Origin of the sequence: Clostridium sp. UBA5988 (assembly GCF_002435615.1) — a bacterium.
In the GTDB taxonomy this organism is placed as follows: domain Bacteria; phylum Bacillota; class Clostridia; order Clostridiales; family Clostridiaceae; genus Clostridium_J; species Clostridium_J sulfidigenes.
The window spans coordinates 50,247-72,870 of sequence record NZ_DJBA01000029.1 but is presented as its reverse complement, the minus strand read 5'-3'; the positions used below and the strand labels follow the sequence as shown (position 1 = coordinate 72,870).

Here is a 22,624-nt window from a genome sequence, read left to right as displayed (position 1 = left end):
TTTACAATAGACTTATAGCCTAAAGAAAGGATGATTCTTATGAGACGAGAAGAGTTTAATATTATGTCCAATATAAAGATAATAGAAGGACTAAAGGCAGAATTAGTTTGTATTGTAGGTGATTTTTTTAAATTATTAAGTAAAGGGAGTAATATAGCACAAGATGCAATTTTAGATTGTATATCAGGAGCAATAATAATATTATATATTTTAGCAGAAAAATTAGGATATTCTCATTTAGCAATTGATGAAACTATGAAGAAAAAATTAAAGGTTGGTATAGTAGAAGGTGATCCTCTTGAGAAAAATGGAAAAGAGCTTAGTAAGCTTTATGACCATATAAGAGAAAGGAATTAGAAGGAGGATGTTATGGAACAAAAGATTAATACAAAAAATTTAATAGAAGCTGCGTTGATGACAGGTATTATAACTATAATAAGCATTAGTGCATCATACATTTTATTATTTTATATAATAGGTTTAATATTGTTGCCGATTTTGGTAGCTCTTATTTACTATAGGAATGGAATAAAATATTCAATAGGAGCTGTATTAATAAGCACAATATTAGTAGCTACATTTCTCAATCCTATTTTGGCTATAATTTCAGGTATGTCTTATGGGATAATAGGTGTGGTCTTAGGTTACTGCTTAAAAAATCAAAAGAAAACATATAATATATTAATAGCCCTAATTATAGCATGTATAATATCAATGCTGGTTGAGGTATGGTTAACTAGTAGGCTTGTTAGCAATATAGGTGTAATTCAATTTATTAATGATAAACTGAATACATATATGCATGAATTTAAGGTATATATAACTCAAACTAAAGAAATTTATAGCAATATGGGTATGAATGCTACTCAACTACAAATGTTTGAACAAATAGAATCTATCTTTACAGTTGAGCTTTTAGCTATGTTGATACCAACTGTATTATTTATAGCTTCTTTTATACAAGCATATTCAACCATATTATTTACACATTTGATATTTAGAAAACTTAAATATAAAGAAGTAAAATATTTAAGGTTTTCAGAGTTTTATGTATCTAATCTGGTTGGAGCTGCATTAATTGCTATTATTAGCATATGTGCAATAGTAGGAAGTAGGGGGATTACAGGTAGCTTATTTTTATATAATGCTATTTTAATGTTAACAATTATGATATTAGCTGTGAACGGAGCAGCTGTAACTGATTATTATTTTAGAAAGAAACTAGGAATGCCTAAGGCAATGAGAATACTTTTAGTAATTCTTTTGTTTATAATAGGATCATCTAAAATTTTAGGAATAGTAGGTTTTGTAGAAATGATGTTAGATTTTAGAAAGCTGGATCCATATAGAATCAGAAAGGCGTAATATATGAGTAAAGAGAATTTTAAAGAAATGCTATTTAATTTTATAAAAAGTAAAACAGTTATAACTATTTTAGTTATATTATTATTAGTATTTTTTATAAAGGATATGTTAATTATTTCAAATATACTACTTCTAATATATGCAGCCGCTCTTTTGTATATTATATTTGATAATAGCAAGAAAGATAATTTTTCTAACAAAATTGAAAATATAATACACAAGGTTGATACTGTTAAGTCTACGGCATTTTCTAATGTGCATTTTCCAACTATGTTTTTATTAGAAAATGGAGAGGTAATATGGTATAACGAAAGTTTAGCTTTAAGATTAGAAAATAATGATATAGTAGGTAAAAATATAAGAGAAATAATTAAAGATTTCAATATAAAATTAGCATTAGAAGGAAAAAGATCAGAGTATAAAAATGTTGTTTTTAAGGATAGAATTTATGATATTTATATAAGTATTATTCAAGATTATGAAATTAATGAAGATAATAATCTTATAGTAATTTCTTTTGATGATATTACAGATAATATTAATTTGATAAATCAAATTAATAATGCTAAAGAAAGTGTAATGCTCATTGAGGTAGATAATCTTGATGAGGTTATTAAGACTACAGAAGAAGATTTAAGACCACAGCTTATAGCAGATATAGATAGAACTATAAATAACTATGCTAATAGCCTAAAAGCGTTAATAAGAAAATATTCATCAAATAAATATGTATTAACAACTAAAGATGCTAATATAGAAACTGAGATGAATAAAAAATTTGATATACTAGATACAATTAGAGAAGTAAGCAGTGGAAATAAACTTACAGTTACTCTAAGCATTGGAGTGGGTAGAGGTGGAGAAAATCCAGCTGAAAATCATGAATTTGCCACTATAGCAAAGGATTTGGCTCTTGGAAGAGGTGGAGATCAATGTGTAGTCAAGAGCTTTGAAAAAGTATCTTTTTATGGTGGAAAAACTAAAGAAGTTGAAAAAAGGACTAAGGTTAGAGCTAGGGTAATTGGTCATGCGCTTTTAGAACTGATAAATGAAAGTAGCAATGTAATTATAATGGGACATCACAATCCAGATATGGATTGCTTGGGAGCAGCAATAGGAATGTATAGTACCATACGTTCTTTAAATAAGGAATGTTATATAGTTATGGATGAGCCTCATGATGCTGTGCAGTATATGTTGGACAGATTAGATGATGATGATAGCTATAAAGATACATTTATAAATATAAATGCAGTTAAAAATATTAAAAATGATAAAAGTTTATTAATATTAGTTGATGTTCATAATGAAAGTTACGTACTTTCTATGGAGGTAGTAGATTATTTCAGTAGAATAGTGATTATAGATCATCACAGGAAAACAAAAGACTTTATACAAGGTACAATGTTAAGTTATGTGGAAACCTATGCATCATCAACATCAGAATTAATAACAGAATTAATTCAGTATATGGTTGAAAAACCAAAATTGAGAGAAGTAGAAGCTGTAGCTCTATTAGCAGGTATTTGTCTAGATACTAAGAATTTCTGTTTTAAAACTGGAGTTAGAACCTTTGAAGCAGCAGCATTTTTACGAAGGCTAGGTGCTGATACTGTAGATGTAAAAAGAATTTTTAGTGAAGCTTTAGATATTTACATAACGAGAGCAGATATAATAAAAACTGCAAAGGTTAAAAGTGGAATAGCTGTAGCGAAATGTCCACCAGAAATATCAAATTCTGTATTACCAGCACAAGCAGCGGATGAATTGCTAAATATTACAGGTATTCAAGCATCCTTTGTTATTGCTAAAATAGAAGAGGGCACTTATATAAGTGGAAGATCCTTAGGTGAAATAAATGTTCAGGTAATATTGGAATATTTAGGTGGTGGAGGACATTTAACAATGGCAGCTGCTAGAATTAAAGATTCTAATCAAGATGAGGCAGAAGAATTATTAAATGATGCTATAGAAAAATACTTAAGGAAGGGTGAATAATAATGAAAGTTATTTTATTACAAGATGTAAAATCAGTTGGAAAAAAAGGAGAGGTTGTTAATGCTTCCGATGGATATGCAAGAAATTTCTTGTTTCCTAAGAAATTAGCACAAGAGGCAAATGATGTTAACATGCATATTTTAAATAAGAAAAATGAAGCTGATAGAAAGAAGAAATTAGCTGAAGTAGAGGAAGCTCAAAAAGTTGCAAATGAACTTAAGGATAAAGAAGTAATTATCTATGCTAAGTCAGGAGACAATGGTAGATTATTTGGAGCTATAACCACAAAAGATATTTCTCAGGAAATGGAAAAACAATTAAATATAACAATAGATAAGAAAAAAATAGTAGTTAATACTATTAAAACTATGGGATTATATGATGTAGAAGTAAAACTATATCCTGAGATATCAACTAAAATAAAGGTTATTATAAAAGAACAACAATAGATTTTAAAAACCGAGGGGAGGAAAGCATAGAAGGTATAAAAGTCCTTCTATGCTAATAATTTTGAATATAAATTCAGTTGATAAAATAAATAATTTTAGCTTAGAAGAAGAATTAACTATGGAAGTAGAAATAGAAGTTTTAGAAGAAGTTATGTACAAGCTTTTAGATGAAGGCACTATTAGAGGTAGAGCAGTAAAGTTTAAGGTTCAAAAGCATTTAAATAGTAAAGATATGTATAGAAAACTTTATGCTATAAATAAAATAGTTACTAATGGAAAAGGAATTAGTGTTCCACCAAGTGATAATAATATAGAAGAAGTTTTAAAAGAAACTAGCCTAGAAATAAGTGAACTTCTAGCTAAAAGATATGTACAAAATAAATTAGATGCAGAAGTGGAAAAACAAATTATAGAAAAACAGGACAAGTATATAGATGAGGTAAGACTAGGAATCATAAAGAAACAAAGAGGACCAGAGAATAGTAAGACATTAAAGAAATATGCAGAGTTTGAATGTTTAGATTCAAAGCATTTAACTCAAAACATTATGAGTATGCTTAGACCTGATAGTTTTTCAGAAATAATTGGGCAAGAGAGAGCTATTAAATCTTTAATATCTAAGATGGCATCTCCATATCCACAACATATAATTTTATACGGACCACCAGGAGTGGGTAAGACTACAGCAGCTAGGATTGCGCTTGAAGAAGTTAAGAAATTAAAGCATACGCCATATGATAAGGATGCAAAGTTTGTAGAAGTAGATGGAACCACATTAAGATGGGATCCAAGAGAGATATCAAATCCTTTATTAGGTTCAGTACATGATCCTATATATCAAGGTTCAAAGAGAGATTTAGCTGAAAGTGGTACTCCAGAACCAAAGACGGGACTAGTTACAGAAGCACATGGAGGAGTTTTATTTATAGACGAAATAGGTGAATTAGATTATACTCTTCAAAATAAATTATTAAAAGTTTTAGAAGATAAAAGAGTTGAGTTTTCATCATCATATTATGATCCAGATGATGAAAGTACACCTAAATATATTAAGTATTTATTTGACAATGGTGCTCCAGCTGATTTCGTTTTAATAGGTGCTACTACTAGAGAGCCAAGTGAGATTAATCCAGCATTAAGATCAAGGTGTACTGAAGTTTATTTTGAACCACTATCTTCTGTAGATATAGAAAAAGTTGTATTAAATGCAGCTAAAAAGTTAAATATTAAATTAGAGGATGGTTTAGCAAAAGAGATAAGCAGATATACTATAGAAGGTAGAAAAGCTGTAAATATACTTGCAGATGTATATGGATATGTATTATTAAATAATGAAGAGAGAAATGATGTGGTTATAACTATTTCTGATTTTAATGAAGTAGCATCTAATAATAGATTAAGACCATATGAAGATATTAGTGATTTAGATTCTAAGGAAGTTGGACAGATTTTTGGTCTTGGAGTATCTGGATTCTTGGGGTCAACTATAGAAATAGAATGTTCAAGTTTTGAGGCTAGGGAAAAAGGTAAAGGAACTATTAGATTTAATGATACTGCTGGATCTATGGCAAAAGATTCTGTTTTTAATGCAGCCTCTGTTATAAGAAAGATTACTGATAAGGAAATCAGAGATTATGATGTTCATGTAAATGTTATTGGTGGTGGAAAAATTGATGGACCATCAGCAGGTGCAGCTATAACAACATGTATTATAAGTGCCATTTTAGAAAAACCAATAAGACAGGATATTGCAATTACTGGTGAAATATCAATAAGAGGTAAGATAAAACCAGTAGGAGGAGTGTTTGAAAAAATATATGGAGCAAAAAGAAAAGGTATAAGGCAGGTAATAATACCAAAAGATAACTTGAAGGATGTTCCATCTAATATTAAAAATATAGAAGTTACAGCTGTATCAACAATAGAAGAACTACTAGAGTTAGTATTTTAGATACTTTGATTATTAAAACCCTGTAATATGATTATGCAGGGTTTTAATTTAATTTTATAAATAAATGTTTGGATTTTTTTATAACTACATTATAATTAAAGAGAAGGATTTTATAATAAATAATGTTTTCTACATTATTTATTCCTTGAGAGTACATATAGGAGTTTTCTTTTAATATATCGCAGGAGGTAATAATATGAGTGACTCACTTAGAACTATGCCACAAAATATAGAAGCTGAGCAGTCAGTAGTAGGGTCTATGTTAATAGATAAGAATGCTATTGCACAAGCTGCAGAGGTTCTTTCAGCTGAAGATTTCTATAAAGATGCTCATAAGACTATTTTTAAAGCTATTAGAGATTTATATAATAAAGATATACCTGTAGATATGATAACCTTGGTAGACTATCTAAAATCTAATGATATGCTTGAGCAAGCTGGAGGGGTAACATATATTATGGAGATAAGCACTTCAGTACCTTCTACAGCTAATTTATCTTCTTATATAAAAATTGTTGAAGATAAATCAACCCTTAGAAGGCTAATTAGAAGCTCAACGGAAATAATTGAAAATAGCTATAATAAACAAGATGATGTAGAATCAGTAATAGACTTGGCAGAAAAAAATATATTTAATATATCTGAAAAACGAAGTACTAGTGATTTTGAACCTATGAGTACTGTATTGGAAAGAGGATTTTTAGAGATAGAAAAGATTTTTAATAATAAAGGTCAAGTAAATGGAGTAGCTAGTGGATTTAAGGATTTAGATGCAAAAACTTCAGGGTTTCAGAGCGGAGATATGGTTCTAATAGCAGCTAGACCATCTATGGGAAAAACTACATTTTGTCTTAATATAGCTCAAAATGCAGCTATTAGAGATGGTAGGAAAGTTGCAATATTCTCATTAGAAATGAGTAAGGAGCAATTAGCATATAAGCTCCTTTGTGCAGAGGCTAATGTAGATATGGTTAAGCTTAGAAATGGAGATTTAGACGATAGAGATTGGGAGAATATAGCAAGGGCTTCAGGACCACTTGCATCTGCGGGAATATATATAGATGATACTGCAGGTATTTCTGTCATGGAGATGAGGTCTAAATGCAGAAGACTTAAAATAGAGCATGGAATAGATTTAATTATTATAGACTATCTTCAATTAATGTCAGGAAGCAATTCTGATAATAGACAACAGGAAGTATCAGAAATATCAAGAAGTATAAAAGCTTTAGCTAAAGAAATGAAATGTCCAGTAATTGCATTATCTCAATTATCCCGTGCACCAGAACAAAGGGCAGACCATCGTCCTATGTTATCAGATTTAAGAGAATCAGGTTCTATTGAGCAGGATGCAGATATAGTTATGTTCTTATATAGAGAATTTTATTATAGCAAAGAAAAAGAAGATGAGAACATAGCGGAATGTATATTAGCTAAACATAGAAATGGTGAAGTTGGAACCGTAAATTTAGCATGGATAGGTAAATATAGTAAATTTGGAAACTTAGACTTAGTTCATCCAGAGTAATTTAAATAGATTTCGTAGAAATTAGTAATAAAGTATAATTATATATGATTTATATTTATTGCATATACTAAAGCCTTATTACATAAAGATATATTAGCTATACTTTATGTGAGGTGAGATTACTCATGGTAAATGAGATGAAGAACAATAAATTAATAGATGATAAGTTTAACAATGGAAAAGAGACATATTTTCACAAGCATTCGGAATTAGATGATATTACTATAACAGAGGAACATGAAGATGACATTGTAAGTCTGTATAATAATGGAATTGTGAAAGATATAAGAGATACTAGTAACACCAATGAAGAAGTAAAAATAATTAAGACTAAAGAGTTTTATGGTGACAAAGATAAAGGGTCTATATTAGAATCTAAGGAGAAAGACTGTAGTGAAAAAAGTTGGGGAGCAACATTAGTGTTTTGTATACTTTTAGGTTTTATAGGCTTCCATAGATTTTATGTTGGAAAAGCAGGAACTGCAATATTAATGTTACTTACACTAGGTGGTTTTGGCATATGGATTATAGTAGATTTAGTATCTATAATAATAAATAGTTTTACAGATGAATATGGTAGAATTGTTAAAAGAAAAAAGTCCATAGATTAAAATTAAAAAGATGTGGTAAAACATATCTTTTTTAAGTATTATTGAATAATTTTAATAGATTTGATAATATTCATCTTATATAGTACACGAAGTAAAGATTAAGGAGAACAGTTATGGAAAATAAGAAAATTGGTGAGTTTAACAAAGGGGATAGAATTGAAAGTTTTTTCTTAGTAAAAAATGCAGAATGTAAAATAACTAACAATAGTACTACAAATAAATATTTAGATCTTATGTTAATAGATTCAACTGGGGAAATAAATGCAAAGCTATGGGAATGTAATGAAAATATTGAAGCTTCAATAAAGGATAATATACTTGTAAAAGTAAGAGCTGTAGTTAATGAATATAGAGGGAAATTACAGTTAAAGATAGAGAAAATTAGACCAGCTACAGAAGAAGATAATGTTAATATAGATGAATTTATACTAGTTGCTCCTTATAAGTCTGAAGATATGTTTGAAACTCTATTAGATTATATAGAGAAAATACAAAATAAAGATATAAAACATATTACAGAAAATATTATCGGTAAATTAAGTTACAAGTTAATGCATTATCCAGCTGCTAAATCCAATCATCACGCAATTAAAGGTGGTCTTTTATATCATATAACCACTATGTTAAATGCAGCAGAAAAATTATTAGGTATATATAATTACCTAAATAAAGATTTATTGTATTCAGGTATAATTCTTCATGATATAGCTAAAATAATGGAGATGGAATCTAGTGAGCTAGGAATAGTATCTAAATATAGTACGGAAGGCCAGTTACTAGGACACATAATACAAGGCATTGGCTTAATTGAAGATGCTGCAATGGAAGTCAATGCAGATAAAGAAATAGTTATGCTATTACAACATATGATATTAACACATCACTATGAGCCGGAGTATGGAAGTCCTAAGAAACCTATGATACCCGAAGCAGAAATGTTACATCATTTAGATGTATTAGATGCTAGAATGTATGATATGCGTAAAGCTACTAAGGATTTAAATCCAGGTGAGTTCTCTGAAAAAGTATATAGTTTAAATGGAATAAGTATATACAAATCATTCATATAAATACGAATAATATAAATATAAAAAGTGTAATATATTCTTATAGAATATATTACACTTTTTAAGGTTTAAGATAATATTATAATAAATTTAATTATAATAAAAAGCTAATTATATATATTATATTAACAAAATATATTGTATAAAGCCATTTGTATATTATATTTTAGGAGATTTAAAGTTTATTATCAAGAAATAATAAAAGCACTCTATGTTAGAATAGAGTAAATAAATAATGGGAAAAATAAATTTCTAAAGAAATATATTTACGAAGAATTTTAAATGTACTATATAAAATATTCGTATTTTTTATTGAAAATACTACATCTCTTTGTTAATATATTTATGGGGTGATTAACATGTATAAAAATTATGATATTATAATTGTTGGTGCAGGAGCTAGTGGTGTTTTCGCAGCCTATGAATTAACAGCTTTAGGCTCAAAGGCTAAAGTACTAATGATAGAAAAGGGAAATAGCCTAGAAAAAAGAAAATGTCCCATAGATGGGAAAAAAATAAAAGCTTGCATTCATTGTAAATCTTGTGACATTATGAATGGTTATGGTGGTGCTGGAAGTCTTTCAGATGGTAAGTATAATATAACTAATAACTTTGGTGGAGATTTATATAAATATGTGGGTAGGCAAGAAGCCTTAGATCTTATGTATTATGTAGATAAGGTTTTATGTGATCATGGTGGAAGTGATGCAAAGTTATATTCAACTGCGGATAGTACACTAAAGACTGAGGCACTAAAACATGATTTACATCTTTTAGATGCTAAAGTTAGACACCTTGGTACAGATAGAAATGTAAAAATACTAGGTAATTTATATAATAAGATAAAAGATAATATAGAGATGAAGTTTAATACTGAAGTTATGGATATAGAAAAGCACGGTAAAGAGTTTATAGTAAAAACTGAGGATGAAGAATTTAGATGCAAAGATATAATAGTTGCCACAGGAAGATCGGGATCTAAATGGATATCTAAGGTTTGTACTAAGCTAGGTATAGAAAGTAGAAGTAATAGAGTAGATATAGGTGTTAGAGTTGAACTACCTGCAGCTATTTTTGAACACATAACAGATAAAGTATATGAAAGTAAAGTTGTATATAGAACTAAGAAGTATGGAGATTTAGTCAGAACATTTTGCATGAACCCACATGGTGAGGTAGTTAGTGAAAATACAAATGGAATAGTAACAGTAAATGGGCATAGCTATTCAAATCCAGAACTTCATACAGAAAACACAAACTTTGCATTATTAGTTACTAATAATTTTACAGAACCATTTAAAAATAGTAATGAATATGGTGAATCTATAGCAAAACTTAGCAATATGTTAGGTGGCGGAGTATTAGTTCAAAGATTTGGAGATTTAGTACAGGGGAGAAGAACTAATGATCATAGAATGAGTAAAAGTTTTACTATTTCAACTTTAAAAGCTACACCGGGAGATTTAAGCTTAGTTATACCAAAGCGTCAATTAGATGCTATAATAGAAATGATATATGCTCTAGATAATATAGCACCAGGAACAGCTAATGAAGATACATTGTTATATGGTGTAGAAGTTAAGTTTTATAATTCTAATATAGAAGTGGATAATAACTTAGAGACAAAAGTAAAAAGTCTTTATGTATTAGGAGATGGATCTGGAGTTACACATTCACTATCACAAGCATCTGCTAGTGGTGTTTATGTTGCTAGAATATTAGATGAGAAATATAGTAAGCTAGTTTAATTTATAATAAGTTTTACTAATGAGTAAAAAAGGAGATGTAGAATATGTCATCATTTGTGGTATTAGGAGCTCAATGGGGAGACGAAGGAAAGGGTAAAATGACTGATTATCTTGCAGAAAGTGCAGATGTAGTTGTTAGATTCCAAGGAGGAAATAATGCAGGTCATACTGTAGTAGTGGGAGAAAAAGAGTATAAGTTACATTTGATTCCATCAGGAATACTTTATAAAGATAAACTTAATGTAATAGGCAATGGAGTGGTTGTAGACCCAGAGGCTCTATTTACAGAAATGGATTATTTAAAGGGATTAGGAGAAAATATAACACCAGAGAGATTAATAATAAGTGACAGAGCTCAAGTTATAATGCCTTATCATAAAGTATTAGATGCTCTTAAGGAAGAAGCTAGAGGAAAAAACGATATAGGTACTACTAAAAAAGGAATAGGACCTTGTTATACTGACAAAGTTGAGAGATGTGGAATAAGGGTTTGTGATCTTATTAAACCAGAAGTATTAAAAGAAAAATTACAAGAATATCTTCCAGCTAAAAATGATTTAATAGTTAAAATTTATGGTGGAGAAGCCCTAAGCTTTGATGAGGTTTTCCAGGCCTATTTAGAATATGGTAAGAGAATGAAGCCGTTTGTAGATGATGCATCAGTTAGAGTTTTTGATAGCATAAAAGCAAATAAAAATGTATTATTTGAAGGAGCTCAAGGAACACTTCTGGATATAGATTTTGGGTCATATCCATATGTAACATCTTCTAATACAGTAGCAGGTGGTATATGTACAGGTGCTGGTATAGGACCAACTATGATAGATAGTGCTGTAGGAATTGTAAAAGGATATACAACTAGAGTTGGAAAAGGACCTTTTCCAACAGAACAAGAAAATGAAGTGGGAGATTGGATAAGGGAAAAAGGATTTGAGTACGGAGTTACTACAGGAAGAAGTAGAAGATGTGGTTGGCTTGATCTTGTTATATTAAAAAGTGCTGCTAGAGTTTCTGGATTAACTAGTTTTGGAGTAACTAAGATTGACACATTAGCGGGGCTTGATAAAATACAAGTTTGTGTAGGATATAAGTTAGATGGAAAAGTAATAGACTATTTCCCAGCTAGCCTTGAAGACTTAGCAAAATGTGAACCTGTATATGAAGAATTTGATGGATGGGATGAAAGTATAAAAGATGCTAGGAAATATGAAGACCTTCCAGAGAATGCAAAGATATACTTAAGAAAAATAGAAGAATTCACTGGTGTTAGAATATCTATAATATCAGTAGGTCCAAAGAGAGATCAAACTATGAGAATCGCAGATCTTTAAAAGTACGTCATCGCAAGAAATATTAGAAAAATTTAATTCAAAGTTTAAAACTGATAAGAAATACATTTATTTCTTATCAGTTTTATTTTTTAAAATTATTAAATGAAGTGGTATATAAAATCACACAAATTACCTTGAATAATAGCTCTTATGCTAATATGTAATCTTAATCCTTTAGTGCATTATAGATGGCGTTCACAGCAGCGCTAGAGGAGCTCCAGCACCATTGCAAATTAAAACCACCACAATCACCATCAACATCTAAAATTTCACCACCAAAGTATAGACCTGGAGTTAGTTTAGATTCTAAAGTTATAGGGTTTACCTCTGTAGTATCTATTCCACCGATGGTAACTTGAGCATTTTCAAAAGAGTTGGTATCAATAACTTGAAACTTCCAATCACATAAAATCTTATAAAGTTTAAATCTATATTCATATTCTAGGGAATATGTAGGAATGTGAATGTCAGTAATTCCACACTCTTTTAATATAATAGGAATAAGTTTTTTATTTATAATTCCTACTAAATTGTCTGAAATACTTCTATATGAGAACACTGCAAAGTGTGTTTCAAAAAAATCTACTATATGGTCATAATCTGAATTAAGTAAATTTACATGTATAAAAACTGATGACTTATTTAGAATTCCTTTAGAAGCAATTCTACTAAGCTGTAGAATTGGAGGACCTGATATACCATAGTCTGTGAATAAGATTTCGCCAAATTCTTGTTTTTTAGTTTCACCATTTATTTCTATATTACAAGAGCTTTCAAATTTCACTCCAGAAATGGCCTTAAGTCTATCATAGTTTAGTTTTAATTGAACTATACCGGGTGTTAAGTTTATTAATTTATGGCCAAAGTTTTTAGCTAGTTTATGACCAGAGCCATCAGATCCCGTTCTAGTATAACTTTTTCCTCCAGTACATAAGAGAACTTTTTTACATGTATATGTAGTTGAAGAAGTAATAATTTCAAAGTAACCCTTCTTTGTGTTAACGATATTTAAAACTTTTTCACTCATGTAAGTAGGTATATTTCTTTCAGATAAATTCATTCTAAGAATATCTAATACGGAGGATGCTTGAAGAGATAAAGGATATATCTTTCCAGAATCTAAGGTACATGTATGTATTCCTATGGATTTAAAAAAGTTAAGGGTATATTCTAAATCATAGGTATTAATAATATCTTTAAAAAAGTTATTATTATCACTATGAAATCTTGATAAGGACAAATTTTCGTTTGTTAAATTACAACGTCCATTACCAGTAATTAATAATTTTTTACCTATTCTATCGCTACTATCTATTATAGCTACGTCTATACTTAAATCTTTTGCTTTAATTGCAGATACTATGCCACAAGATCCACCACCAACAATAATTAAGTCATGATACAAAATAAAATCACCTCAAGCCTTTAAATGTATTTTATAACATATTAACTAATATATTAACTATAGTATATAGAATTATACTACATATTAAAACTATAATATAAGTTTATTATTAAATTATAATATATCTAATAAATAATATATTTTGTATATATAATTTTGGAGAAAAAAATAAAAAAAATTATTTTTAAAATTTTGTTGACAAAAGTTTAAATTTTTTGTATTATAATAAATGTCGGATGACCCGGCAAACACAAAACAAAAGCAAAATGACATATGGCTCCTTGGTCAAGCGGTCAAGACACCACCCTTTCACGGTGGTAACAGGGGTTCGATTCCCCTAGGAGTCACCATACTAGGTCGCATAGCTCAGCTGGGAGAGCACCTGCCTTACAAGCAGGGGGTCACAGGTTCGATCCCTGTTGCGACCACCACATAATTTAATGTGGCCCAGTGGCTCAGTTGGTTAGAGTGCCGGCCTGTCACGCCGGAGGTCGAGGGTTCGAGTCCCTTCTGGGTCGCCACTTATGCTGGCATGGCTCAACGGTAGAGCAGCTGATTTGTAATCAGCAGGTTGTAGGTTCGATTCCTATTGCCAGCTCCAAAGATTCTGAATTAATTCAGAATCTTTTTTTATTTTTTGAATTAATACATAAGTAAAAAATAATTAAATATATAAAATTAAGGACATATTTTAATTTAAAATAAATTATTGTCATAAAGGTATATAATTATATCTTTACAAACGAATATTTGTTCGTTAAAATAAGAATGTAAGTTAATTTTGAGGATGTGATATTTGTGGAGAATAAGTCCGAGAGAATAATATTTCACATAGATGTTAACTCTGCATTTCTATCATGGACAGCTATAAATTTATTAAGATGCGGAGAAAGTGAAATAGATATAAGAAAAATTCCTTCTATAATAGGTGGAAGTATAGAAGATAGAAGAGGAGTAGTTTTAGCAGAATCAATTCCAGCTAAGAAATTTAATATAATAACTGGAGAACCTATAGTAGCCGCATTGAAAAAGTACCCTCAATTAAAAGTTTATCCACCAGAACATAAACTATATACAAGGTTTAGTAATGATATGTATAAATTGTTAGAGCCATATTCTGATTTTATTGAAAGATATTCTATAGATGAAGTTTTTATGGAAGCAAGTCATTTTAAATATGACTACATGGAAAAGGCTAAGGAGATAAAAAGAAAAATAGAAGAAGACTTAGGTTTTACAGTAAATATAGGAATAGGAAATAATAAGTTATTAGCTAAGATGGCTAGTGATTTTTCTAAGAAGAATTCTATCCATACATTATTTAAAGAAGAAATAAAAATAAAGATGTGGCCACTTAAAGTAGGCGATTTATTTATGGTTGGAAAAGCAGCAGAAAAAAAGCTTATAGATTTAAATATATTTACAATTGGAGATTTAGCAAATTATAATTTGAGCATTTTAAGAAATATATTTAAGAGCTATGCAAATATAATTTATGAGTATGCTAATGGAATAGATAATTCACCCATTAACTGTGATAATTATGTGGATGTAAAAGGCATAGGAAATTCAACTACTACAAGCAAGGATATTTTAAGTATAGATGAAGCTTTAAAAGTATTATTGTCACTTACTGAAAGCGTAGCTAAGAGACTTAGAGCTAATAAATCTTTATGTGGTATTGTAGCTGTATCAATAAAGTCGAATATATTTACAACTTATTCTCATCAGAAAAAGTTTTTAACTCCAACAGATTCCACTGAAGAAATTTTTAAACTAGTGAAAGTAATATTTAAGGAGATGTGGCGTAGAGAACCCATAAGATTATTAGGAGTCAGAGTAACTAAGTTGAGTGATAATAGTATATATCAAAAATCTTTATTTGATGATGAAAAAATAGATAAACAAAGAAGCTTAGATAGTACCATAGATAAAATAAGAGAAAAGTATGGAGATTCATCCATAATAAGATCTACTTTTATAAGCTCAAATAATAAAAGGGGCTTAGAAGATGAAAAGGCAGAAGATTTTTTAATGATGGGAGGTCTTTATGATTCTTCTAAATAAAAAAACATCCTAACTTAATATAAGTATAAGTTAGGATGCCTTCAATCAAATGAAATTATTTAGAAGATGCTTTACTATTTAAATTTTTTTGAAGTCTTATATCATCACCATAAAACTTAAACAAAGAAAAATTACCAAAAAGTCTAGATGTAATACGTTCTGAATAGATAGATAATAATTCATCTAAAGAAAAGTTACTAGATATTAACATTTTTTTATTTCTTAGAAGCTTTGTATTCAGTAGGTTAAATAACTCAGATATAGCAAATTCTGAGGATACTTCTGTACCTAAGTCATCTATTATAAGCAAATCGCAATTAATTAGGTGATCTTCTAGAATTGAATTGTTATTAAATCTAATATCTTTTAAGTTTTTAATCAATTCTTCAGAAGTCTTATACACTATAAAATATCCATTATCTATTAATTCTTTTGCGATACAGTGAGATAAAAATGTCTTTCCAGTGCCTGGATTACCATAAAAAAGAAGATTTTCTGATGTTGACTCAAAGTTTGCTATATATCTAAAACATTGATTTACAATGCTTTTCATATTTTCCTTTGGACTATATTTTTCACGACCAATTCTTTTATCACTATAGAAGTCCATATTAAAATTAGCAAAATTATGATCATCAGAAACTATGAATAAATCACTATTTCTATAATAAATACTATTAAGTTTTTGTTTATAGCAACTACATTTTTGTAATCCAATAAATCCAGTATCATTACATTTATTACAATTATAATGAATATCTAGATAATCTAAAGGATAACCGTTTGATACCAGTAACTCAGTCTTTTTAACTCTTAAGTTAGTTATATTTTCCCTTAATTCTTTTAAATGTTGTTCTCTATTAGGTGCATCCTGAAAGGCTGCTAGGGAAACCTTAATACATAGCTTCCCAATATGATTTTCAATATCATCTATTTCGGGAACACGTTTTTTTACTTCTGATTTTCTTAATTCTAAAGCATTTTTTTGATTTTTCTTTATTTTATCATAAAGTTTCATAATTTCTAAATGATATTTATTAGTCATTATTATCCCATCCTAAAAGTTTTCTTTCTAAATCTTCAAAATCATAGGTCCTTTGATCGTAACTATGAAATTTACCTTTACCTTTTTTTGTATTGGTATTTGAAACTTCATTAACAATAGGTTTAAAATTAATTTTTTTCTTATCTTTTAACTCAATATCTTGAAGAGTTTTAATTTTGTCTTTAAACCAACTATTAAGTATACCATCAATATATTTAAAGTCGGCTCTACTCAGTCTTTCAAAACATATGTCACAAGCTTTATATATAATTTCTAAAGAAAAATTATATACATTTAACCATTTTTCCAAAAGCTCTTCTTGAGGTTTCATAACATCACCATTTTTCAGACCTAAATAAGTTAAGATCTTTCTTATATTAATCCATTTATCCTCATGCTTTTTTATATAGTCTTGTGCTTCGTCTATACTAGTTATATTGTTATCACTCCAAGATACGGCTATTTTCTCAATATATCTATAGTCAGATTTTCCTTTAGAAACACAATATTCTATAAGTAAAAGTATAATTTCAGGAGAAAAATTAAAGTCGTTTTGCCATCCGAGATAAGTAGTCATTTCTTTGGGCGAAAGTGGACGTGCTAATAATCTTTCTATATCTTGCAACATATCTTTAACCATAGAATTATCTAGTTCTTTTAATAAATTCACAGATTTTCCGTTATCGGGAGCCTTAGTTAGTTCTAAGAATTCTATATTATAATTTCCCATGTTATCTATGGGAACTAATCTTATAACACCTTCGTCATTCCAATAATTCCAAGCATTTATTACGTCAGTTTCTAATAAGGATAGAGCTGAAGCTATAAGAGTTGAGTTTACACCTATTTCTCCACTAACACAATATTTAAGACCAAGTAAATAAACTTTTATATACTCGCCTCTCGCTTTTGCCATGAAGTTATCTATAAACACATTGCTTACGGGAGTATAATTTAAATTTTTGGTTTTAAACATAAAAGTACTCATAGAATCTCAACCTTTCCATGTTATCGTAATGTAATAGCATTACATTAAACTCTTGTTGAAAACTAAGGTTATAATTATATATAAGTAAATAAATTATTTATTTGTTATATAAGTTATATCTTATTGCTCTATTTTTATAACCTTTTAGAATAAGTTTCAATTAAGAATTATATTATAACCTTAGTATATCATATAGTAAACCTATTAAAAGTAAAATTTAATAATTAATAAATGTATAGATAATAGTATATAAAATTAATATTTTATTAATAATAAAATTGACTGTTGTTTTGTACATTATGTTTAAAATATTTTCAATGGGGTATATTATCATTGTAGTAGGGAGGTAATACAATGATGAAAAATATACTACGAGAATTAGTCATAGTATGTGTATCACTCTTATGTATTTTAACTATGATTACCATGAATCCGGTAGAAGCAAAAGAAAATGTAAAAGCGAATGAAAAAATAAAGGCAGTAGTTATGAAATCAGATGGTGTAGAAATTGGCATAGTTGCTGATGAAGCTACAGGTAACAATGCTCTTAATAAAGTAAGAGATATCTATATAGATACATGTAATATAGATAATGTTAAAGAGATTGCTGTTAATAATAAAATAGTATATGAAAAAATAATTTGTAATAAAGAAGATGTTTTAAGTGAAAGTGAAATTTCTAATAAAATAATAGTATACAATAATACAAATGATAACAGTTTAATTAACTTTACAGTTACAAAAGAAAATCAGGTTAAATATATACAAAAGGCTAATAATTCGCAAGTTGCTTTTACACCTCTTAGTAGGGGGAATACCCAAATAAATAGAGAGGTTTTTTTACACAATTCAATAACAACACCTATAAAAGGTATACTAACTTCTACTTTTGGTGAGAAGAGAGAAGGATATTATCATAAGGGAATTGATTTGGCTGCTAATACAGGTACTGAAATTCAAGCTGCATTAGATGGAACAGTGAGCTTTTCAGGGATAGCAGATGGGTATGGTAAAGTAGTAATAATCGACCATAGTGATAACTTGCAGACTGTATATGCGCATTGTAGCAAATTAAATGTGTCTGAAGGTGAACAGGTTCTAAGAGGGCAGGTTATAGCAGAAGTTGGTAATACTGGAGATAGTACAGGTCCACATCTACATTTTGAGATAAGAGTAGATGGAGTTCCAATAGATCCTTTAGGATATACAGGGATAATTGGATATTAAATTTTTAATAAAGTCTAGATTTATCTAGACTTTATTTTTGGTAAAAATGAATAAATTGTGACAAGTTAAATTATTTGTAAAAATAAAAGTGAAAAATATATATTGACTTTATTTTTCTTTAGTAATATACTTTGATTATCAAACTATTTGAAAGTCAAACAAAAGGGGAATAAAGTAGAATGAAATCCTTAAATTCAAATAAATACGTATTAAATGAATTATTAGTAACTATATTTAATGACATTTTAGAGATCGAACAAACTGCACTACAAGAAGGAGTACTTAAAGATTTATCGGTTACAGAGATACATACTATTGAAGCTATAGGAATGTATCATCCAAGAACTATGACGGAAGTAGCAAATGATTTAAATATTACAGTAGGCACTTTAACTACAGCTATAACGAAACTCGTGAAAAAAGGATATGTAGAACGTACAAGAGGAGAAGAAGATAGAAGATCTGTAATGATAGCTCTTACTAGAAAAGGAAAGTTAGCATATAGAGTTCATGAAAAATTTCATCAGGACATGATTAGTGAAACTATAAAAGGCTTAACAGATGAAGAGGAAGAAGTACTAATAAGATCTCTAGAGAAAGTAAATAGCTTCTTTAAGTCAAAATACAATCTTAAAAAATAAGTAAAGGAGAATAAATGTGATTGGTTCAAGAATACTAGGAACAGGTTCTTATACACCATCTAATATAGTTTACAATAAAGATATAGAGAATATTGTAGATACTTCAGATAGCTGGATTAGAGAGAGAACTGGAATTGCGGAAAGAAGAATTTCTACTGGAGAAGATACTTCAGAATTAGCAATAAAGTCAGCTTTAAAGGCTTTAGAAGATAGTAATGTAGATGGTAAAGAAATTGATTTAATTTTAGTGGCTACAGTTTCACCAGATAGTTTAATTCCATCAGTTGCATGTAATGTACAAAAGGAAATAGGTGCTGTAAATGCTATGGCTTTTGATATAAATGCTGCATGTAGTGGGTTTATATTTGCGCTAGATATAGCTAAGGGATATATAGAAACAGGTAGGGCTACAAAGGCTTTAATAATTGGAGCAGAGGTATTATCTAAAATCGTCAATTGGGAAGATAGAAATACTTGTGTATTATTTGGAGATGGAGCAGGAGCTGTAGTTATAGGAAAAGATTCTGAAGAGTATATAAGTTATATCAACTGTAAAAGTGTAGGATCTAAAGGTGAATCCCTTACTTGTGACATACTTCCTATGGAGAATATATGTACCAAGGAAGTTATAAATAATAATAATAAGATTCAGATGAATGGAAAAGATATTTATAAGTTTGCTGTTAAGGTTATGGAAGAGGAATTTAATAGAATTATTGAAAAAAGCAATATAAAAAAGGAAGATATAGATTTTATACTTCCACATCAAGCTAATATAAGAATGATAGAAAGTGTTAGTAAGAAAATTGATATACCTTTATCTAGATTCATTATAAATTTAGACAAAAAGGGGAATACATCTAGTGCAAGTATTCCAATAGCTTTAGATGAAGCAAATAAAAATGGTCAAATTAAACAAGGAAGTAACATAGTAATTATAGGATTTGGTGGTGGACTAACCTATGGTAGTGCACTGTTAAAATGGAATAAATAATTAAAAGTATATAGGAGGAATAAAAAATGGTATTAGAAAGAGTAAAAAAAGTTATAGCAAAAGAACTAGGTGTAGAGGTAGAGGAATTAAATATACAAGCAAGTTTTACAGATGATTTAGGAATAGATTCTCTAGAAATATTTGAAATTGTTATGAGTTTAGAAGAAGAGTTTGATATTGAAATTCCAAATGAGGATATAGAAAACATAAAAAATGTTCAAGATATTTCAAGCTATATCGAAAGCAAAGTTAATTAAAACAAAGGTCAGATAGCTATCTATCTGACCTTAACCATAGGAGGTATATATGTTCAAATCAGATATATGTGAAGCTTTAGGAATACAATACCCAATAATTCAAGGGGCTATGGCTTGGATTGCAGATAGCGTATTAGCAAGTAGCGTATCAAATGCGGGAGGGCTTGGAATTATAGCGGCAGGAAATAACTCTCCAGAAAATGTTAGATTAGAAATAAGAAAAGCTAAAGAACTTACAGATAAACCTTTTGGAGTAAACATAATGCTTCTTAGTGATAATGCTGATGAGGTTGCAAAGATTGTTTGTGAAGAAGGAGTAAAGGTTGTTACAACAGGTGCAGGAAACCCAGGTAAATACATGAATATGTGGAAAGAACATAATATTAAGGTTATTCCAGTAGTAGCTTCAACAGGGCTTGCAAAACGAATGGAGCGAAGTGGAGCAGATATGCTAATTGCTGAAGGTTGTGAAGCTGGTGGACACATAGGAGAACTTACAACTATGGCACTTCTTCCTCAGGTTGTAGATGCTGTAAATATACCTGTTATAGCAGCTGGTGGTATAGGAGATTCTAGAGGAATGTTGGCTGCATTAGCATTAGGTGCTAATGGATTTCAAATAGGAACTAGATTTCTTGCAGCTAATGAGTGCACTATTCATGAAAATTATAAAAAGAAGGTAATAGAATCAAAGGATATAGATTCAGTAGTTACAGGTAGAAGTACTGGGCATCCTGTAAGAGTTCTTAGAAATAGATTATCTAGAGAATATTTAAGACTTGAGAAGTTAGGTACATCAGCTGAAGAGCTAGAACAATTAGGGGTTGGTGGACTTAAAAAGGCTGTTATAGACGGTGATGTAGATAATGGTTCTATTATGGCGGGTCAAATTGCAGCTTTAATAAAAAAGGAAGAAAGTTGTGAAGAAATAATCAAGGATTTTGTAGAAGGTACTGAAACTTTACTAAAATCAATGATAAATAAATTTTAAAATTGAGAGGTAACTATGAAAAATATCGCATTTATTTTCCCAGGCCAAGGAAGTCAGTACGTAGGTATGGGAAAGGAAATACATGAAGAATTCTTAGAAGCTAAGAAAGTATTTGAAAAAGCTAACAAAATTTTAAATAAAGATATAAGTGAGTTATGCTTCAATGGTCCAATAGAAGAACTAACCTCTACTGAAAATAATCAAGTAGCTATAGTAACTCTTTCAATAGCATTATTTGAAATTTTAAAATCTCATGGAATAAATCCTAAGGTTGTTGCAGGATTGAGCCTTGGAGAATATTCTGCTTTAATCTCAAGTGGAATTATGAATTTTGAAGAAGGATTAAAAGTAGTAAGAGAAAGAGGAATATTCATGAAGGAAGATAGTGATAAAACTAACGGCTCCATGGCGGCTATCATTGGTGGGAAAATAGAAATTATAGAAGAAGTCTGTAATGAACTTAGTGATAAAGGAATAATAGGTATAGCAAATTATAATTGTAGTTCTCAAATTGTAATTTCAGGAGAGGATTTCTTAGTAGAAGAAGCTATGAGAAGTTTAAAAATTAAAGGTGCTAAGAAAATTGTTAAGTTACCAGTAAGTGGAGGATTTCATACAGAATTAATGGAAAATGCATCTAAAAAATTAGGAGATGTATTAAGTGAGGTAACTTTTAATGAAAGCAATATAGAAGTAATACCTAATGTTACAGGAGAGGTTTTACAAAATGTAATGGAACTTAGACAGTTGTTAGAAGCTCAAGTTAAATCTTCTGTGAAATGGCAAAAGACCATAGAAAATATGATTGATATGGGAATTAATACTTTTATAGAAGTTGGACCAGGAAAAGCCCTTAGTGGTTTTGTAAAGAAGATAAGTAAAGATGTAAAAATATTAAATGTTGAGGATAAAGAATCAATTTATAGTACATTGAAATATTTACAAGAAGCTCATGTATAGG

General features: G+C 29.3%; 20 protein-coding genes and 4 tRNA genes. 21 read left to right on the top strand and 3 right to left on the bottom strand.

Annotated elements, in window-relative coordinates:
- Positions 1–39: 39 nt before the first annotated feature.
- The 10 genes from B3J31_RS07550 to B3J31_RS07505 all read left to right on the top strand — a co-directional run bounded on the left by B3J31_RS07550 (position 40) and on the right by B3J31_RS07505 (position 12,048).
- Positions 40–357: a MazG-like family protein gene (locus B3J31_RS07550; protein ID WP_035132003.1), complete on the top strand. Its 318-nt coding sequence runs from the start codon at positions 40–42 to the stop codon at positions 355–357.
- Positions 358–369: 12 nt separating this feature from the next.
- On the top strand, positions 370–1,365 hold the full coding sequence (locus B3J31_RS07545) for a DUF2232 domain-containing protein (RefSeq protein WP_346873849.1): 996 nt from the start codon (positions 370–372) through the stop codon (positions 1,363–1,365).
- 3 nt (positions 1,366–1,368) lie between these two features.
- On the top strand, positions 1,369–3,363 hold the full coding sequence (locus B3J31_RS07540; RefSeq protein ID WP_346873848.1) for a DHH family phosphoesterase: 1,995 nt from the start codon (positions 1,369–1,371) through the stop codon (positions 3,361–3,363).
- A gap of 2 nt (positions 3,364–3,365) precedes the next feature.
- Positions 3,366–3,812, top strand: a complete 447-nt coding sequence (rplI, locus tag B3J31_RS07535; protein WP_346867545.1) for a 50S ribosomal protein L9 — start codon at positions 3,366–3,368, stop codon at positions 3,810–3,812.
- 118 nt (positions 3,813–3,930) lie between these two features.
- Positions 3,931–5,763, top strand: a complete 1,833-nt coding sequence (lonC, locus tag B3J31_RS07530) for a Lon family ATP-dependent protease (protein WP_346873853.1) — start codon at positions 3,931–3,933, stop codon at positions 5,761–5,763.
- A gap of 196 nt (positions 5,764–5,959) precedes the next feature.
- Positions 5,960–7,291, top strand: coding sequence for a replicative DNA helicase (locus tag B3J31_RS07525; RefSeq protein WP_035131996.1), 1,332 nt, complete (start codon positions 5,960–5,962; stop codon positions 7,289–7,291).
- A 125-nt stretch (positions 7,292–7,416) separates the two neighbouring features.
- Entirely contained in the window at positions 7,417–7,902 is a 486-nt protein-coding gene (locus tag B3J31_RS07520) for a TM2 domain-containing protein (protein ID WP_346873847.1), read from the top strand.
- A 113-nt stretch (positions 7,903–8,015) separates the two neighbouring features.
- A complete protein-coding gene (locus B3J31_RS07515) occupies positions 8,016–8,972 on the top strand; it encodes a 3'-5' exoribonuclease YhaM family protein (protein WP_346867547.1) in 957 nt (318 codons plus the stop codon).
- Between the two features lie 356 nt (positions 8,973–9,328).
- Positions 9,329–10,717, top strand: coding sequence for an NAD(P)/FAD-dependent oxidoreductase (locus B3J31_RS07510; RefSeq protein ID WP_346867548.1), 1,389 nt, complete (start codon positions 9,329–9,331; stop codon positions 10,715–10,717).
- Positions 10,718–10,761: 44 nt separating this feature from the next.
- Positions 10,762–12,048 carry an adenylosuccinate synthase gene (locus B3J31_RS07505; protein WP_346867549.1) on the top strand — a complete coding sequence of 429 codons (1,287 nt, stop codon included), beginning with the start codon at positions 10,762–10,764 and terminating at the stop codon, positions 12,046–12,048.
- Between the two features lie 166 nt (positions 12,049–12,214).
- Here B3J31_RS07505 and B3J31_RS07500 read toward each other — a convergent pair whose 3' ends face one another.
- The gene (locus tag B3J31_RS07500) at positions 12,215–13,453 is read right to left on the bottom strand and encodes an NAD(P)/FAD-dependent oxidoreductase (protein WP_346873846.1); all 1,239 of its coding nucleotides are present in this window, start codon (positions 13,451–13,453) and stop codon (positions 12,215–12,217) included.
- Positions 13,454–13,728: 275 nt separating this feature from the next.
- Here B3J31_RS07500 and B3J31_RS07495 point away from each other — a divergent pair.
- From B3J31_RS07495 to B3J31_RS07475, 5 genes are all read left to right on the top strand, one after another.
- Positions 13,729–13,803: transfer RNA gene (locus B3J31_RS07495), tRNA-Glu, on the top strand.
- Between the two features lie 5 nt (positions 13,804–13,808).
- Positions 13,809–13,884 (top strand) — tRNA-Val (locus B3J31_RS07490).
- Positions 13,885–13,897: 13 nt separating this feature from the next.
- Positions 13,898–13,974, top strand: a tRNA-Asp gene (locus B3J31_RS07485).
- Positions 13,975–13,979: 5 nt separating this feature from the next.
- Positions 13,980–14,054 (top strand) — tRNA-Thr (locus B3J31_RS07480).
- A gap of 197 nt (positions 14,055–14,251) precedes the next feature.
- Positions 14,252–15,520 carry a DNA polymerase IV gene (locus tag B3J31_RS07475; protein WP_346873845.1) on the top strand — a complete coding sequence of 423 codons (1,269 nt, stop codon included), beginning with the start codon at positions 14,252–14,254 and terminating at the stop codon, positions 15,518–15,520.
- Between the two features lie 55 nt (positions 15,521–15,575).
- On the opposite strand, the gene B3J31_RS07470 is transcribed toward B3J31_RS07475, so the two are convergent.
- Positions 15,576–16,565, bottom strand: a complete 990-nt coding sequence (locus tag B3J31_RS07470; protein WP_150844371.1) for an ATP-binding protein — start codon at positions 16,563–16,565, stop codon at positions 15,576–15,578.
- Positions 16,558–17,553, bottom strand: coding sequence for a DnaD domain protein (locus tag B3J31_RS07465; protein WP_150844370.1), 996 nt, complete (start codon positions 17,551–17,553; stop codon positions 16,558–16,560). The genes B3J31_RS07470 and B3J31_RS07465 overlap by 8 nt, the downstream gene beginning before the upstream one ends.
- Before the next feature lie 354 nt (positions 17,554–17,907).
- Here B3J31_RS07465 and B3J31_RS07460 point away from each other — a divergent pair, with 354 nt between their 5' ends.
- From B3J31_RS07460 to fabD, 6 genes are all read left to right on the top strand, one after another.
- Positions 17,908–18,780, top strand: a complete 873-nt coding sequence (locus B3J31_RS07460) for a M23 family metallopeptidase (protein ID WP_346867552.1) — start codon at positions 17,908–17,910, stop codon at positions 18,778–18,780.
- Between the two features lie 179 nt (positions 18,781–18,959).
- Positions 18,960–19,421, top strand: coding sequence for a MarR family winged helix-turn-helix transcriptional regulator (locus B3J31_RS07455; RefSeq protein ID WP_035134559.1), 462 nt, complete (start codon positions 18,960–18,962; stop codon positions 19,419–19,421).
- A 16-nt stretch (positions 19,422–19,437) separates the two neighbouring features.
- The gene (locus B3J31_RS07450) at positions 19,438–20,415 is read left to right on the top strand and encodes a beta-ketoacyl-ACP synthase 3 (RefSeq protein ID WP_150844368.1); all 978 of its coding nucleotides are present in this window, start codon (positions 19,438–19,440) and stop codon (positions 20,413–20,415) included.
- Between the two features lie 26 nt (positions 20,416–20,441).
- Entirely contained in the window at positions 20,442–20,672 is a 231-nt protein-coding gene (gene acpP / locus B3J31_RS07445) for an acyl carrier protein (RefSeq protein WP_035134562.1), read from the top strand.
- A 49-nt stretch (positions 20,673–20,721) separates the two neighbouring features.
- Positions 20,722–21,663, top strand: coding sequence for an enoyl-[acyl-carrier-protein] reductase FabK (gene fabK, locus B3J31_RS07440; protein ID WP_150844367.1), 942 nt, complete (start codon positions 20,722–20,724; stop codon positions 21,661–21,663).
- Between the two features lie 15 nt (positions 21,664–21,678).
- Positions 21,679–22,623, top strand: coding sequence for an ACP S-malonyltransferase (gene fabD, locus B3J31_RS07435; protein ID WP_346867554.1), 945 nt, complete (start codon positions 21,679–21,681; stop codon positions 22,621–22,623).
- Position 22,624: the final 1 nt, after the last annotated feature.

Coding starts and splice junctions, on each gene's coding strand:
- B3J31_RS07465 (WP_150844370.1), bottom strand. CDS start 17,553: ATGAGTACTTTTATGTTTAAAACCAAAAATTTAAATTATACTCCCGTA.
- B3J31_RS07470 (WP_150844371.1), bottom strand. CDS start 16,565: ATGACTAATAAATATCATTTAGAAATTATGAAACTTTATGATAAAATA.
- B3J31_RS07505 (WP_346867549.1), top strand. CDS start 10,762: ATGTCATCATTTGTGGTATTAGGAGCTCAATGGGGAGACGAAGGAAAG.
- B3J31_RS07520 (WP_346873847.1), top strand. CDS start 7,417: ATGGTAAATGAGATGAAGAACAATAAATTAATAGATGATAAGTTTAAC.
- B3J31_RS07455 (WP_035134559.1), top strand. CDS start 18,960: ATGAAATCCTTAAATTCAAATAAATACGTATTAAATGAATTATTAGTA.
- B3J31_RS07540 (WP_346873848.1), top strand. CDS start 1,369: ATGAGTAAAGAGAATTTTAAAGAAATGCTATTTAATTTTATAAAAAGT.
- acpP (WP_035134562.1), top strand. CDS start 20,442: ATGGTATTAGAAAGAGTAAAAAAAGTTATAGCAAAAGAACTAGGTGTA.
- rplI (WP_346867545.1), top strand. CDS start 3,366: ATGAAAGTTATTTTATTACAAGATGTAAAATCAGTTGGAAAAAAAGGA.
- fabD (WP_346867554.1), top strand. CDS start 21,679: ATGAAAAATATCGCATTTATTTTCCCAGGCCAAGGAAGTCAGTACGTA.
- B3J31_RS07510 (WP_346867548.1), top strand. CDS start 9,329: ATGTATAAAAATTATGATATTATAATTGTTGGTGCAGGAGCTAGTGGT.
- B3J31_RS07460 (WP_346867552.1), top strand. CDS start 17,908: ATGATGAAAAATATACTACGAGAATTAGTCATAGTATGTGTATCACTC.
- B3J31_RS07545 (WP_346873849.1), top strand. CDS start 370: ATGGAACAAAAGATTAATACAAAAAATTTAATAGAAGCTGCGTTGATG.
- B3J31_RS07525 (WP_035131996.1), top strand. CDS start 5,960: ATGAGTGACTCACTTAGAACTATGCCACAAAATATAGAAGCTGAGCAG.
- fabK (WP_150844367.1), top strand. CDS start 20,722: ATGTTCAAATCAGATATATGTGAAGCTTTAGGAATACAATACCCAATA.
- B3J31_RS07550 (WP_035132003.1), top strand. CDS start 40: ATGAGACGAGAAGAGTTTAATATTATGTCCAATATAAAGATAATAGAA.
- B3J31_RS07515 (WP_346867547.1), top strand. CDS start 8,016: ATGGAAAATAAGAAAATTGGTGAGTTTAACAAAGGGGATAGAATTGAA.
- lonC (WP_346873853.1), top strand. CDS start 3,931: ATGGAAGTAGAAATAGAAGTTTTAGAAGAAGTTATGTACAAGCTTTTA.